Origin of the sequence: Pedococcus sp. KACC 23699 (genome assembly GCF_045348425.1) — a bacterium.
GTDB lineage: Bacteria > Actinomycetota > Actinomycetes > Actinomycetales > Dermatophilaceae > Pedococcus.
This window is the reverse complement of record NZ_CP157483.1, coordinates 2,619,519-2,633,092: the sequence shown is the minus strand read 5'-3', so window position 1 is coordinate 2,633,092 and position 13,574 is coordinate 2,619,519. Positions and strand designations below refer to the sequence as shown.

The window sequence follows — 13,574 nt, the reverse complement described above, 5'->3', positions numbered from 1 at the left end:
TCCCCAGTCATGACGGTGCCTCTCGAGGTCGGCGGCTCCGTGCCACAGCCGGAGGACGTGCTCCTCGGCGAGACCCAGATCGAGGGTCGCTCACTGGGCCAGATCGCCTGGCGACGCCTTCGCAAGGACAGGGTGGCCATGGCCGGTGGGGCCGTGCTCATCTTCCTGATCGGCGTGGCCATCTTCGCGCCCCTGATCGTCAAGGTGCTGGGCCACCCGCCGAACGAGTTCCACCAGGACCTCGTGGACACGCAGAACGGCACCCTCGGCGCCAAGGGCCCGCTCGGGGGGATCTCGTGGAAGTTCCTCATGGGGGTCGAGCCCGTCAATGGGCGTGACCTGTTCAGCCGGGTGGTCTACGGCTCTCGGATCTCCCTGCTGATCGCCTTCTTCGCCACGCTCCTGTCGGTGCTGATCGGCTCGACGATGGGGATCATCGCCGGCTACGTCGGCGGCTGGCTGGACGCAGCGATCAGCCGGCTTATGGACGTGTTCCTCGCCTTCCCGCTCCTCGTCTTCGCCATCGCCCTGGCCGGTGTCGTCCCCGACAAGGCGTTCGGCCTGACCGGCGAATCGCTGCGCATCGTGATGCTCATCTTCATCATCGGCTTCTTCAACTGGCCGTATGTCGGTCGCATCGTGCGCGGGCAGGCCCTGTCCCTGCGGGAGCGCGAGTTCGTCGACGCCGCCAAGGGCCTCGGTGCCCGGTCGCCATACATCCTGGGGCGCGAGGTGCTCCCCAACCTGCTTGCACCGATCCTGGTGTACGCCACGCTGCTGATTCCGACGAACATCCTCTTCGAGGCGGCGCTGTCCTTCCTCGGCGTCGGCATCCAGCCACCCACCGCCTCCTGGGGCGGCATGCTCTCCGACGCCGTCACGTACTACACGATGCCGCACTTCCTCCTGTGGCCCGGACTCGCGATCTTCGTGACCGTCCTCGCCTTCAACCTGTTCGGCGACGGACTTCGTGACGCCCTCGACCCCCGGGCCCGCTGACCCGCGACGACCCGGCCCTTGAAACCCATGAGAAGGGGGACACACCATGAGATCGACAAGATCGGCTCGCATGGCCATCGCCGCTGTCGTGGCGTTCGGTCTTGCCGCGTGCTCGGGGGGCGGAGGCAGCACCTCCGGCACAGGCTCCGGGGGTAGCGGCACGGCCAGCTTCAACGCCGCACTCAAGTCCGTCTACAACCCCTCGGACAAGAAGGGGGGCACGGTCAAGTTCGCCGACGAGGGCGAGCCGGACAGCACCGATCCCGGCGACACCTACTACGGCTACATGTGGAACTTCGTGCGCCTCTACACCCGGTCGCTGACCATGTTCACCATCGCCCCGGGCGATGCGAGCAACAAGCTCGTGGGCGATCTGGCCCAAGGCCTGGGCAAGGCGAGCGACGGCGGCAAGACCTGGACCTACACGTTGCGGCCGGGCCTGAAGTTCGAGGACGGCAGCCCGATCACGGCCAAGGACATCAAGTACGGCATCGAGCGGTCGACCGACAAGGCGACCTTCCCCGACGGCCCGACCTACTACGACTCGCTGCTCAACTGGCCGAAGGGCTGGGCGGGACCGTACAAGTCCAAGGGGATGAACACGGACTCCGCGATCTCGACCCCGAACGACCTGACCATCGTCTTCCACCTCAAGTCCCCGTTCTCGGGCTTCGACTACCTCGCGATGACCCCGCAGACGGCCCCGGTCCCGCAGGCGAAGGACACCGGCGCGAAGTACAAGGAGCACGTGGTCTCCAGCGGCCCGTACATGTTCGCGACCTATGCGGCTGGCAAGAGCTTCACGCTCAAGCGCAACCCCAACTGGAGCTCGAACGTCGACCCCAACCGCAAGGCGCTCCCGGACGGCTACGAGTACGACATGAACGTCAACAGTGACGACATCGACAACCGCATCGTCGCGGGCGACCTGGACGTCGCAGCCGTCGGCACCGGCGTCACTCCCGCCACGCAGAGCCGGGTGCTGTCCGACCCGACGCTCAAGGCGCGCTCCGACAACCCCACCCTGGCGCGGCTCTGGTACACCTCGATCAACCCGACGGTGAAGCCGTTCGACAACATCAACTGCCGCATCGCGGTCCAGTACGCCATGGACCGCACGTCCTACCAGACCGCCTACGGCGGCCCGTTCGCCGGCGGTGACCTGGCCACCACCCTGCTCCCCCCGGTGATCCCCGGCCACACGCAGTTCGACCTCTACCCGACCACGGACAGCAAGGGCGACCTGGCGAAGGCCAAGGAGTACCTCGCCAAGTGCAACCAGCCGAACGGCTTCTCGACCAACATCTCCTACCGCAACGAGCGCCCCAAGGAGAAGGCGACGGCAGAGGCCTGGCAGCAGCAGCTGGCCAAGGTCGGCATCAAGGTGACCCCGAAGGGCTACGCGAAGAAGGACTACTTCTCGACGTATGCCGGCAACCCGCCCTACGTCGTCAAGAACGACCTGGGACTCGTCGTGAACGGCTGGGGCGCGGACTGGAACGACGGCTACGGGTTCCTGGCACAGATCACCGACAGCCGCGTGATCCGAGACACCGGTGGCTCCTCGAACACCAGCGTGCGGATCCCGCAGGTGGACCAGCTCCTCGACCAGGCGTCGACCGAGCTGAACGTCGACAAGCGCAACGCGCTGTGGAGCCAGATCGACAAGCTGGTCATGAGCCAGGCGGTCATCTACCCCGGTGTGTACGCCAAGAGCCTCCTGCTGCGGGGCAAGGACCTGACGAACGTCTTCGTCAACCAGCAGTTCGGCATGTACGACTACACGGCTTTCGGCAAGCCGTGACGCGCCGTCCGACCGTCCGCTCCTGACCCGAGGAAGGTGAACGCCTACGACGGTCGGCCCGGGGTCTCCCCGGACCGACCGTCCCGGCAGCCAACGTGCTGACCTACATCTTTCGTCGAATGATCGCCTCGGTCCTGCTGCTGCTGGTCGTCAGCATGGTCGTCTTCGCGATCTTCTACCTCTTCCCCCGGTGGGCGGGCGCCACGCCCGAGACCCTCGCGACGAGGTACGTCGGACGGAGCGCGACGGCCTCCACCGTCAAGGCGACGGCTGAGTCGCTCGGCTTCTACGACCCTGTGTGGGTGCAGTACTGGCACTGGCTCAAGGCCGTGTTCGTCGGGCAGACCTACGACATGGGCGCCGAGGTCGTGAACTGCCCCGCTCCCTGCCTGGGCTTCTCGTTCCAGAGCAAGACCCCCGTCTGGCCGGACATCGTCGACCGGGCCCCGGTGACGTTCTCGCTGGCCGTGGGAGCGTCCATCCTGTGGTTGGTCGCCGGCGTCGCCACCGGCGTCCTGTCGGCCCTGCGACGCGGCACCTTCTTCGACCGGGCGGCGATGTCCGTCGCGCTCGCCGGGGTGTCCCTGCCCATCTTCTTCACCGGCCTCATCGGCCTGGCCCTGTTCAGCTACAAGATCCCGATCTTCGCGCCCGGCGGGTCCTACACCCCCTTCACCCAGAACCCCGCCAGCTGGGCCTACGACCTGCTCCTGCCCTGGATCACGCTGGCGTTCCTGTTCTCCGCGCAGTATGCGCGACTCACCCGGGCGGGCATGTTGGAGACGATGAACGAGGACTACATCCGCACCGCGCGGGCCAAGGGCCTGGTCGAGCGAACCGTCGTCCTCAAGCACGGCCTGCGCGCGACGCTCACCCCCATCCTGACCATCTTCGGGCTCGATCTCGGACTGCTGCTCGGAGGTGCCGTGCTCACGGAGAAGACCTTCTCGCTCAACGGACTCGGCAAGTACACGGTCGACGCCATCGAGAACCAGGACCTGCCACGCATCCTCGGGGTGACCCTCGTGGCGGCCTTCTTCATCGTGACGTCCAACCTGGTGGTCGACCTGCTGTACGCCGTGGTGGACCCGCGGGTGCGCCGATGACCCCTGACGCCCGGTCGCAGAGCAACCCGGTCCCGTCCCGGACCTCACCCTCCGCACACGGTGCGGGGGGCCTCGGACCGCCCCCGGACGACGCGTTCCTGTCCGTGCGCGACCTCCAGGTGCGCTTCCCCACCGAGGACGGGGTGGTCAAGTCCGTCGACGGCCTGTCCTTCGACCTCGCCAGGGGTCGGACCCTCGGCATCGTCGGTGAGTCCGGCTCCGGCAAGAGCGTCACCAGCCTGTCGATCATGGGCCTGCACGAGCCCGGAGCCGTGCAGATCCAGGGTTCCATCATGCTCGGTGGCACCGAGCTGGTGGGCGCCCCACCCGAGCTGGTCCGCGGTCTTCGGGGCAAGCGGATGGCGATGATCTTCCAGGACCCGCTGTCGGCGATGCACCCCTTCTACACCGTGGGTCAGCAGATCGTCGAGGCCTACCGGGTCCACAACGACGTGTCCAAGTCAGCTGCCCGCAAGCACGCCGTCACCATGCTCGACCGCGTGGGGATACCGCAGCCGGGCCGTCGGGTCGACGACTACCCGCACCAGTTCTCCGGGGGCATGCGGCAGCGCGCCATGATCGCCATGGCGCTGTCCTGCGACCCGGACCTGCTGATCGCCGACGAGCCCACCACCGCCCTCGACGTCACGGTCCAGGCCCAGATCCTCGACCTCATCCGCGACCTCCAGGGCGAGTTCAACTCGGCGGTCGTCATCATCACCCACGACCTGGGCGTCGTCGCCGAGCTCGCCGACGACATCCTCGTGATGTACGCCGGGCGGTCGGTCGAGTACGCGGCGTCGGACGACGTCTTCAACCATCCGCAGCACCCCTACACATGGGGTCTGCTCGGCTCGATGCCCCGTCTCGACCGCGAGACCACCGAGCGGCTCGCACCGATCCCCGGCACGCCGCCCAGCCTGATCCGCGTACCGCCCGGGTGCCCCTTCCACCCGAGGTGCCGCTTCCGCGACCGGGTCGGTGCCGCCTGCACGACGGAACGGCCCGACTTCCGCGAGGTGGCGCCCGACCACCGCATCGCCTGCCACCTCGATGCCAGGGACCGCGAGGAGATCTGGTCCCAGGAGATCCAGCCCTCGCTCGGAGCAGGAGCGGACACGTGACGACCGACGCACCTGGAACAGCCGACCTGATGCTGGAGGTCCGCGAGCTCACCAAGCACTTCCCGATCCGCAAGGGCCTGCTGCAACGGCAGGTCGGCGCGGTCCAGGCCGTCGACGGCCTGAACTTCGACGTGCGCACCGGGGAGACCCTGGCCCTGGTGGGCGAGTCCGGGTGCGGCAAGACCACCACCGGCCGCATGCTGACGCGGCTCATCGAGCCCACCGCGGGCTCGATCCTGCTCGAGGGTCGCGACATCACCCACCTGTCGGCGGCCAAGATGCGGCCGCTGCGCCGCGACGTCCAGATGATCTTCCAGGACCCCTTCTCCTCCCTGAACCCGCGACACACGGTCGGCACCATCGTGGGTGCGCCGTTCCGGCTGCAGGGCATCGAGACGCCGAACGGGGTCAAGAGGGCGGTCCAGGACCTGCTCGAGCTGGTCGGGCTCAGCCCCGAGCACTACAACCGCTACCCGCACGAATTCTCCGGTGGGCAGCGTCAACGGATCGGGATCGCGCGCTCCCTCGCGCTCAAGCCCAAGCTGATCGTCGCCGACGAGCCGGTCTCGGCGCTCGACGTGTCGATCCAGGCACAGGTCGTCAACCTCCTCGAGGACCTCCAGGACGAGCTGGGGCTCACCTACGTCGTCATCGCCCACGACCTGTCGGTCGTCCGCCACATGTCGGACCGCGTGGCCGTCATGTACCTCGGCAAGATGGTCGAGATCGCGAGTCGGGACTCCCTGTACGCGACGCCCATGCACCCGTACACCACGGCACTCATGTCGGCCGTGCCCATCCCCGACACCCGGCGCCGGCAGCACCGGGAGAGGATCCGGCTGCAGGGTGACGTGCCCAGCCCGATCAACCCGCCGCCCGCCTGCCGGTTCAACACGCGGTGCTGGAAGGCCCAGGACATCTGCCGGACCATCGAGCCCCCGCTCGCCGAGCTCGCCACCGGACACCACGTGGCGTGCCACTTCCCTGAGAACCTCACGCAGGGCCCGTTCCCGCAGGCGGCACCGACCGAGGCGGTCCGGCCCGGTGTCCTGTCCGACGAGGGTGGCCAGAGCTGAGTCCTGAGGCGCCCGTCCTGGCACTCATCTCACTTTCGTCACGTTCGCTCACTTGCGAGCCACGCCGAGACGGATATCGCTAGGGTCAGCGACCAACCGTGAAGGGGATTTGCTGTGCCATGCCCCCAACGGCGTAAGAAGTCACCATCCGCTCCACCCCTGGCGCCCGACCGGGTCGACCAAAGTTCGCACACAAGCGAGGTATTCATGAAGCTCACGCGAAAGACGACCCCGGTCGTCTTGGCGACGACGCTGGCCCTCACCCTGACGGCCTGCGCCCAGTCAGACCGAGGCTCCAGCAGCGGTTCCTCCTCCAGCGGTGGTGCCGTCAAGGACACCATCACCTTCGGCGCGGCAGGCGCCCCCGAGCTGTTCGACCCCTTCTACGCCACCGACGGTGAGACCTTCCGGGTCACCCGCCAGATGATGGAGGGCCTGGTCGGCATCAAGCCGGGCACCGCCGACATCGAGCCCGAGCTGGCCACCAGCTGGGAGGCCTCGGCCGACGGCAAGGAGTGGACGTTCAAGCTGCGCGACGGCGTGAAGTTCTGGGACGGCGAGGCGTTCAACGCCGCCGCGGTCTGCTACAACTTCGAGCGCATGTTCGACCAGAACGAGGTCGCCCAGGGCGGACCGGCCGGGTACTGGGCCGACGTCATGGGCTCGTTCAAGACCGACGCCAAGAACGCCCTCTACCAGGGCTGCACGGCCAAGGACGACATGACGGCGGTCATCAAGATCAACCGTCCGACCTCGAAGTTCCCCACGGCGCTGTCGCTGGACTCGTTCTCCATGCAGTCCCCGAAGGCGCTGAAGGACGGCGACGCCAACAACGTCACCAAGCAGGGTGAGGGCTTCGGCTTCCCCGCGTACTCCAAGAACCCGGTGGGCACCGGCCCCTACAAGCTCGAGAAGTTCGACGAGGCCAACAAGACGGTCACGCTCGTGCGCAACGACTCCTACTGGGGCGAGAAGGCGAAGACGGCCAAGCTCGTCTTCAAGATCATCCCCGACGAGAGCACCCGTCGCCAGGAGCTCGAGGCCGGCAGCATCGACGGCTACGACCTGCCCAACCCGGCCGACTGGAAGGGCCTGAAGGACTCGGGCAACCAGCTGCTGGTGCGTCCCGCCTTCAACATCCTCTACATGGGCCTCAACCCGGCCAAGAACCCGAAGCTCAAGGACCTCAAGGTCCGCCAGGCCCTGTACTACGCCCTCAACCGTGACCAGCTGGTCAAGACCCAGCTGCCCGAGGGCGCGACGGTGGCGACGCAGTTCATGCCCCCGACGGTGGCCGGCTACAACAAGAGCCTCGCGGGCTACAACTACGACCCGGCCAAGGCCAAGTCGCTCCTCAAGGAGGCCGGCGCCGAGGGCATGACCCTGACGTTCGCCTACCCGTCGGAGGTCTCGCGTCCCTACATGCCGGACCCGCAGAAGATCTACGAGGCGCTGCGCAGCAACCTCGAGGCCGTGGGCATCAAGGTCAACGTCGTCACCAAGCCGTGGAACGGTGGCTACCTCGACACCGTCGACAACGGGGGCTTCGACGCGTGGCTGCTCGGCTGGACCGGTGACTACAACTCGGCCGACAACTTCATCGGCACGTTCTTCGGAAGCCTGAAGACCAACGACTTCCACACCAGCGCGACGTCCTACGGCGCCAAGCTGTCCCAGGACCTCCAGGCCGCGGACAGCATCGTCGACGAGGGACAGCGCAACGCTGCCTACGAGAAGGTCAACCAGGAGATCATGGAGCAGGACCTCCCGGGCCTGGCCATCAGCCACTCCCCGCCGGCGCTGGTCGTCAGCGCCAAGCTGAAGGGCCTGGTGGCCAGCCCGCTGACCGCCGAGACCTTCTCCACGGTGACGGTGCAGAAGTAACCCGACGCTGACCTCGGACAGCACTTTCTGAGACCGTGGCCGTCCCAGCAGAACCGCTGGGACGGCCACAGTCATGAACGGACGACCGTCGTGAGCCCCACGGCCGTCGCAAGCGAAGGAGATTGAGCCCCTGTGCTGAGATTCATCATGCGAAGACTCCTCCAGATGATCGGGGTCGTCCTGGTCCTCTCCCTGCTCGTCTTCCTCTGGCTGCGCTCCCTCCCGGGCGGCACGGTGTCCGCCATGCTGGGTGAGCGCGCCACCCCCGCCCGACGGGCGGCGCTCGAGCGGTCGCTCGGGCTGGACCAGCCGATCTACGTGCAGTACTGGGAGTTCCTCAAGAGGGCGGCGACCGGCCAGTTCGGCTCGTCGACCGGGGTGCTGCCGGGCACCGACGCACTGCAGATCTTCCTGCAGCGATTCCCGGCCACCATCGAGCTGAGCATCTTCGCGATGACCCTCGCTGTCGCGTTCGGCATCCCGCTGGGATACATCGCCGCTCGTCGCCGGGCGAGCATGTTCGACAACGTCTCGATCGTCGGGTCGCTCATCGGCGTGGCGGTGCCGGTCTTCTTCCTCGCCTTCCTGCTCAAGTACTGGTTCGCGATCCAGCTGCACTGGCTGCCGGTCTCGGGTCGCCAGGACCCCAGCATCGACGCCACGCGTGTCACCGGGTTCTTCGTGCTCGACGGCCTGCTCACCCGTGAGTACGACGCGACCTGGGACGCCGTCAAGCACCTGATCCTGCCGGGCGTCGCCCTCGCGACGATCCCCTTCGCGGTGATCTTCCGGATCACCCGCGCCTCGGTGCTGGGCGTCATGGACGAGGACTACGTGCGCACGGCCGAGTCCAAGGGACTGAGCAGCCGGGTCATCCGAGGGCGCCACATCCTGCGCAACGCCCTGCTGCCCGTGGTGACGACCATCGGCCTGCAGACCGGCGGTCTGCTCGTCGGTGCCGTGCTGACCGAGCGGGTCTTCTCCTTCGGCGGGATCGGCGAAGCCGTGGCGATCGCCTTCGAGCGCCGGGACTACTCGGTGCTGCAGGTGCTGATCCTCGCGGCGGCCATCACCTTCGTCGTCATCAACCTTCTGGTCGACATCGCGTATGCCGTGATCGACCCCCGAGTGCGGACGAGGTGACCCTGTGTCAAACCCTCTCAACCCCCTGAACAAGAAGCAGCGGATCGACGAGCTGGCCTCCGCGTCCGGCCGCGGCGGACTCGCCGTCAAGGACGTCGCCGTCGACGACGCGGGCCACATCGACGAGTCCGGCGGTGTCTCGCTCATCGCCAGCGCGTGGCGCCGCCTCAAGCGTGACCCCGTGTTCCTGCTCGGTGCGGCGATCACGGCCGTCTTCGTGGTGCTGGCGATCTTCTCCCCGCTGATCGCGCCGCACGACCCCACGGCCGGCCTGCTGCTCGACAAGGTGCGGCCACAGTCCAACCCGATCCCGGGGGCCCAGGCGGGGTTCCCGCTCGGCGCCGACGACCGTGGGCGCGACCTGCTCTCCCGACTGATCGTCGGGAGCCGCCAGACCCTCATCGTGGGCATCTTCGCCACCGTGTTCGGCTTCGTCGGCGGGCTGGCTCTGGGCACCCTCGCCGGCGCGTTCGGCGGCTGGGTCGACGCCCTGGTCATGCGCGCGGTCGACGTCATGCTGTCGATCCCGTCCCTGCTGCTGGCAGTCTCGATCGCCGCGCTGGCGGCCAACCCCAGCCAGTGGACGGTCATCATCGCCATCGCCACCGTGCAGGTGCCGATCTTCGCGCGGCTGCTGCGCGGCTCGATGCTCGCCCAGCGTGGCAGCGACCACGTGCTTGCCGCCCATGCCCTCGGCGTGACACGGTCGGCCATCGTGTTCCGGCACCTGCTGCCCAACTCGCTCGGGCCGATCATCGTCCAGGCGACACTGGTCCTGGCCGGCGCCATCATCGACGCCGCGGCCCTGTCCTTCCTCGGTCTCGGCAACCCCGACGACCGCCAGCCGGAGTGGGGACAGATGCTCGGCAAGGCCCAGCAGTACATCTACGACTCACCCCACCTCGCGATCTACCCCGCGCTCTGCATCATCGTGGTGGCCCTCGGGTTCACCCTGATGGGCGAGTCGCTGCGGGAAGCTCTCGACCCCAAGAGCCGGAGGTAACCCCCATGACCGAAACCATCGAGAACACGCACACGGGCAGCGGCAGCAGCAGCCAGCAGCCGCTCCTGTCCGTGCGCGACCTGCGCGTCACCTTCCAGCGCTCCGGCGAGGAGCCCTTCGTCGCCGTCGACGGCGTCAGCTTCGACGTCCGCCCCGGCCAGACCGTCGGCCTCGTCGGCGAGTCCGGCTGCGGCAAGTCGGTCACGTCGCTGGCCATCATGGGCCTGCTCCCCCAGCGTGGGGTGAAGGTCGAGGGCGAGGTCTTCTACGGCGACACGGACCTGCTCAAGCAGTCGGCCGACCAGATGCGCGATCGTCGTGGCCGCGACCTGGGCATGATCTTCCAGGACCCGCTGTCGTCGCTCAACCCCGTCGTGCCGATCGGCGTCCAGGTGACCGAGGTGCTCGAGCGGCACCGGGGCCTGTCCCGCAAGGCCGCCGTGCCGCTCGCCAAGGACATGCTCGACAAGGTCGGCATCCCCGATGCCCAGCGTCGGTTGAAGGACTACCCCCACCAGCTCTCCGGGGGGATGCGTCAACGAGCCCTCATCGCGATGGCCCTGGCCTGCGCCCCGAAGGTCCTCATCGCCGACGAACCGACCACCGCGCTCGACGTGACGATCCAGGCGCAGATCCTCGCGCTGCTCAAGGAGCTCGTCGAGGAGAGCGGCACGGCGCTGGTCATGATCACCCACGACCTCGGCGTCGTGGCCGGGCTCGTGGACCGGATCAACGTCCTGTATGCCGGTCGCATCGTCGAGCGGGGTGACCGCCACCCGCTCTTCGCGCAGCCGCGGCACCCCTACACGCACGGCCTGCTCGGCTCCATACCCCGTCTCGACGGGGAACGCGGCACCAGGCTGACGCCGATCCCCGGCTCGGTGTCGGACAACCTGCCGTGGACGAGCGCGTGCGCGTTCGCGCCCCGGTGCTCCCAGCCCATCGACGTCTGCGTCGAGAAGACCCCAGCGCTCGTGGAGGACGGCCCCCGGGCGCTCCGCTGCCACAACCCCGTGGAGGTGTCCCGGTGACCGTCAGCGACGAGATCCTCGTCGACGTCAAGGACGTCAAGGTCCACTTCCCCATCAAGCGGGGTGTCATCTTCGACAAGACGGTCGGGCACGTCAAGGCCGTGGACGGTGTCGACCTGCAGATCCGCAAGGGTGAGACGTACGGCCTGGTGGGCGAGTCCGGCTGCGGCAAGTCGACTCTCGGGCGGGCGATCCTCAACCTCGAGCCGCCGACGTCCGGTTCCGTCGAGTTCGACGGGATCGACATCGCGGCCCTCAAGGGTGAGGAGCTGCGCCACAAGCGCCAGGACATCCAGATGGTCTTCCAGGACCCGATGGGCAGCCTCGACCCGCGGCAGACCGTCGAGTCCCTGCTGCTCGAGGGCATGAAGGCCCACGGCCTGGCCAAGGACGGCAAGCAGGCGCACGCCAGGCTGCGCGACCTCCTCAAGGCGGTCGGGCTGCCGGTCGCGGCGCTGAAGAAGTACCCGCACGAGTTCTCAGGTGGGCAACGCCAGCGCATCGGCATCGCCCGGGCCCTGTCGGTGAACCCCAAGCTCATCGTCGCCGACGAGCCGGTCTCGGCCCTCGACGTGTCCGTCCAGGCGCAGGTGATCAACCTGCTCGAGGAGCTGCAGGACGAGTTCGGCCTGACCTACCTCGTCGTGGCCCACGACCTCGCCGTGGTGCGTCACATCAGCGACCGGATCGGGGTCATGTACCTCGGCGCGATCGCCGAGGAGGCCGACGCGGAAGACCTCTACACCAAGCCGCTGCACCCCTACACGCGCGCACTCATGTCCGCCGTGCCGGTGCCCGACCCGGTGATCGAGGACCGGCGCGAGCGGATCCTGCTCCAGGGCGACCTGCCCTCCCCCGCCAACCCGCCCACGGGCTGCCGGTTCCACACGCGCTGCCCGTGGCGCCAGGAGACCAAGTGCGACACCGAGCGTCCGCAGCTGCGGACGCTGCAGATCGCGGGTGTGCCTGACTCGCACCGCGTCGCCTGCCACTGGGCGGAGCAGATCGAGTCCGGCGAGCTGAAGATGCACGCCGTGAAGGCGTCCATGACCTCGCCGGCCGACATGGAGCGCTACCAGGACGACCTGCTGGGGCCGGCCTCGGTGCAGGAAGCCCTCTGAGGATCCCCACGAGGCCCTGACCGGCCAACCACCCGCGGTGTGCCGCGTGCGCTTCGAGCGCACGCGGCACACCAGTGTCCGGGGGACGGCACAAAGCCGGCCCGCAGGTGAGGTGAGGCTGGGCTTCGGTGACAGCCGACCGGTTTTCTTGCCAGAGTGGGGGCATGTCCCGGTTGCTCACGCATGAGGAGCTCGACCGCCAGCTCGACGACCTGCCCGGGTGGGCGGTCGTCGGCACCCAGCTCGAGGCGACGTTCGAGGCTCCCGACTTCCCCTCCGCCATCCGACTCGTCGACGAGGTGGCCCTCGAGGCCGAGTCGATGAACCACCACCCGGACATCGACATCCGTTGGCGCGCGGTGAAGTTCGTCCTGTCGACCCACGACCTGGGCGGGTTGAGCCAGCTGGACGTCGAGCTGGCCCACCAGATCTCGCAGGCCTCGAACCGGATCGGCGCGCAGGCCCGTGGGTGAGCTGGAGGCAGAGCTCGTCCCGCACGACGGCGAGGAGCACGACCAGGGCATCGGGGCCAGGCTCAACTGGCTGCGCGCCGCCGTCCTCGGGGCCAACGACGGCATCGTCTCGACGGCCGGCATCGTCATCGGCGTCGCGGCAGCGACCACCCAGCGATCTGCCATCGTGACCGCCGGGGTCGCGGGCCTGGCCGCTGGGGCGATGAGCATGGCTGCCGGCGAGTACGTCTCGGTCAGCACGCAGCGGGACACCGAGAAGGCGTTGCTGGAGAAGGAGATCCGCGAGCTGCGCGAGATGCCTGAGGAGGAGCTCGCTGAGCTCGCGGAGATCTACGAGGGCAAGGGCCTGACGCCCGAGCTGGCCCACGAGGTCGCCGTCCAGCTGACCCGGCACGACGCCCTCGGCGCCCATGCCGAGGCCGAGCTCGGCATCGACCCCAACGACCTCACGAACCCCTGGCACGCAGCGTGGGCCTCCATGGTGGCCTTCACCGTGGGCGCCCTCCTTCCGCTCGTGGCGATCCTGTTGCCCCCGGAGGGGGCACGAGTCGTCGTCACCGCCCTGGCCGTCGTGGTGGCGCTGGCGATCACGGGCGCCGTCAGCGCCCGCCTCGGCGGGGCCGACCAGCGACGGGCCGTCCTGCGCAACGTCGCCGGCGGTGTGCTGGCGATGGCCGTGACCTACGGGATCGGCGCCCTGGTGGGGACCCAGCTGTAGCCGCCGGAGATTTTCTGGACGGGGTGCATCCCCGGGACACCCCTGCGCGGAAGTAGGGGCAGGACGGTCCGCGACGGACCGCCACGAGCCCG

Annotated in this window: 12 protein-coding genes; all 12 read left to right on the top strand. The window is 68.3% G+C overall.

What is annotated here, in order from left to right:
* The first annotated feature begins 9 nt into the window (after positions 1-9).
* Complete coding sequence (locus ABEG17_RS12420) at positions 10-999, top strand: ABC transporter permease (RefSeq protein WP_406829788.1); 990 nt, start codon at positions 10-12, stop codon at positions 997-999.
* 70 nt (positions 1,000-1,069) lie between these two features.
* Complete coding sequence (locus ABEG17_RS12415) at positions 1,070-2,803, top strand: ABC transporter substrate-binding protein (RefSeq protein WP_406829787.1); 1,734 nt, start codon at positions 1,070-1,072, stop codon at positions 2,801-2,803.
* Positions 2,804-2,898: 95 nt separating this feature from the next.
* Complete coding sequence (locus tag ABEG17_RS12410; protein WP_406829786.1) at positions 2,899-3,909, top strand: ABC transporter permease; 1,011 nt, start codon at positions 2,899-2,901, stop codon at positions 3,907-3,909.
* Positions 3,906-5,033, top strand: coding sequence for an ABC transporter ATP-binding protein (locus ABEG17_RS12405; protein WP_406829785.1), 1,128 nt, complete (start codon positions 3,906-3,908; stop codon positions 5,031-5,033). Before ABEG17_RS12410 ends, ABEG17_RS12405 begins: the two co-directional genes overlap by 4 nt.
* Positions 5,034-5,062: 29 nt before the next feature.
* Complete coding sequence (locus ABEG17_RS12400) at positions 5,063-6,109, top strand: ABC transporter ATP-binding protein (protein WP_406833189.1); 1,047 nt, start codon at positions 5,063-5,065, stop codon at positions 6,107-6,109.
* 207 nt (positions 6,110-6,316) lie between these two features.
* Positions 6,317-7,993: an ABC transporter substrate-binding protein gene (locus tag ABEG17_RS12395; RefSeq protein WP_406829784.1), complete on the top strand. Its 1,677-nt coding sequence runs from the start codon at positions 6,317-6,319 to the stop codon at positions 7,991-7,993.
* Positions 7,994-8,125: 132 nt separating this feature from the next.
* A complete protein-coding gene (locus tag ABEG17_RS12390; protein WP_406829783.1) occupies positions 8,126-9,136 on the top strand; it encodes an ABC transporter permease in 1,011 nt (336 codons plus the stop codon).
* Between the two features lie 4 nt (positions 9,137-9,140).
* Positions 9,141-10,139, top strand: a complete 999-nt coding sequence (locus tag ABEG17_RS12385) for an ABC transporter permease (RefSeq protein ID WP_406829782.1) — start codon at positions 9,141-9,143, stop codon at positions 10,137-10,139.
* Positions 10,140-10,144: 5 nt separating this feature from the next.
* Positions 10,145-11,170, top strand: a complete 1,026-nt coding sequence (locus tag ABEG17_RS12380) for an ABC transporter ATP-binding protein (RefSeq protein WP_406829781.1) — start codon at positions 10,145-10,147, stop codon at positions 11,168-11,170.
* Entirely contained in the window at positions 11,167-12,291 is a 1,125-nt protein-coding gene (locus tag ABEG17_RS12375; protein ID WP_406829780.1) for an ABC transporter ATP-binding protein, read from the top strand. Before ABEG17_RS12380 ends, ABEG17_RS12375 begins: the two co-directional genes overlap by 4 nt.
* A gap of 164 nt (positions 12,292-12,455) precedes the next feature.
* Positions 12,456-12,764 (top strand): 4a-hydroxytetrahydrobiopterin dehydratase, encoded by a 309-nt coding sequence (locus tag ABEG17_RS12370; protein ID WP_406829779.1) that lies wholly within the window; start codon positions 12,456-12,458, stop codon positions 12,762-12,764.
* A 1-nt stretch (position 12,765) separates the two neighbouring features.
* Positions 12,766-13,482: a VIT family protein gene (locus tag ABEG17_RS12365; RefSeq protein ID WP_406833188.1), complete on the top strand. Its 717-nt coding sequence runs from the start codon at positions 12,766-12,768 to the stop codon at positions 13,480-13,482.
* Positions 13,483-13,574 lie beyond the last annotated feature (92 nt).

Bases quoted from the DNA above. Each gene is read 5' to 3' on its own strand.
- ABEG17_RS12420 (WP_406829788.1), top strand. From the start codon at position 10: ATGACGGTGCCTCTCGAGGTCGGCGGCTCCGTGCCACAGCCGGAGGAC.
- ABEG17_RS12415 (WP_406829787.1), top strand. From the start codon at position 1,070: ATGGCCATCGCCGCTGTCGTGGCGTTCGGTCTTGCCGCGTGCTCGGGG.
- ABEG17_RS12405 (WP_406829785.1), top strand. From the start codon at position 3,906: ATGACCCCTGACGCCCGGTCGCAGAGCAACCCGGTCCCGTCCCGGACC.
- ABEG17_RS12400 (WP_406833189.1), top strand. From the start codon at position 5,063: ATGCTGGAGGTCCGCGAGCTCACCAAGCACTTCCCGATCCGCAAGGGC.
- ABEG17_RS12395 (WP_406829784.1), top strand. From the start codon at position 6,317: ATGAAGCTCACGCGAAAGACGACCCCGGTCGTCTTGGCGACGACGCTG.
- ABEG17_RS12380 (WP_406829781.1), top strand. From the start codon at position 10,145: ATGACCGAAACCATCGAGAACACGCACACGGGCAGCGGCAGCAGCAGC.
- ABEG17_RS12370 (WP_406829779.1), top strand. From the start codon at position 12,456: ATGTCCCGGTTGCTCACGCATGAGGAGCTCGACCGCCAGCTCGACGAC.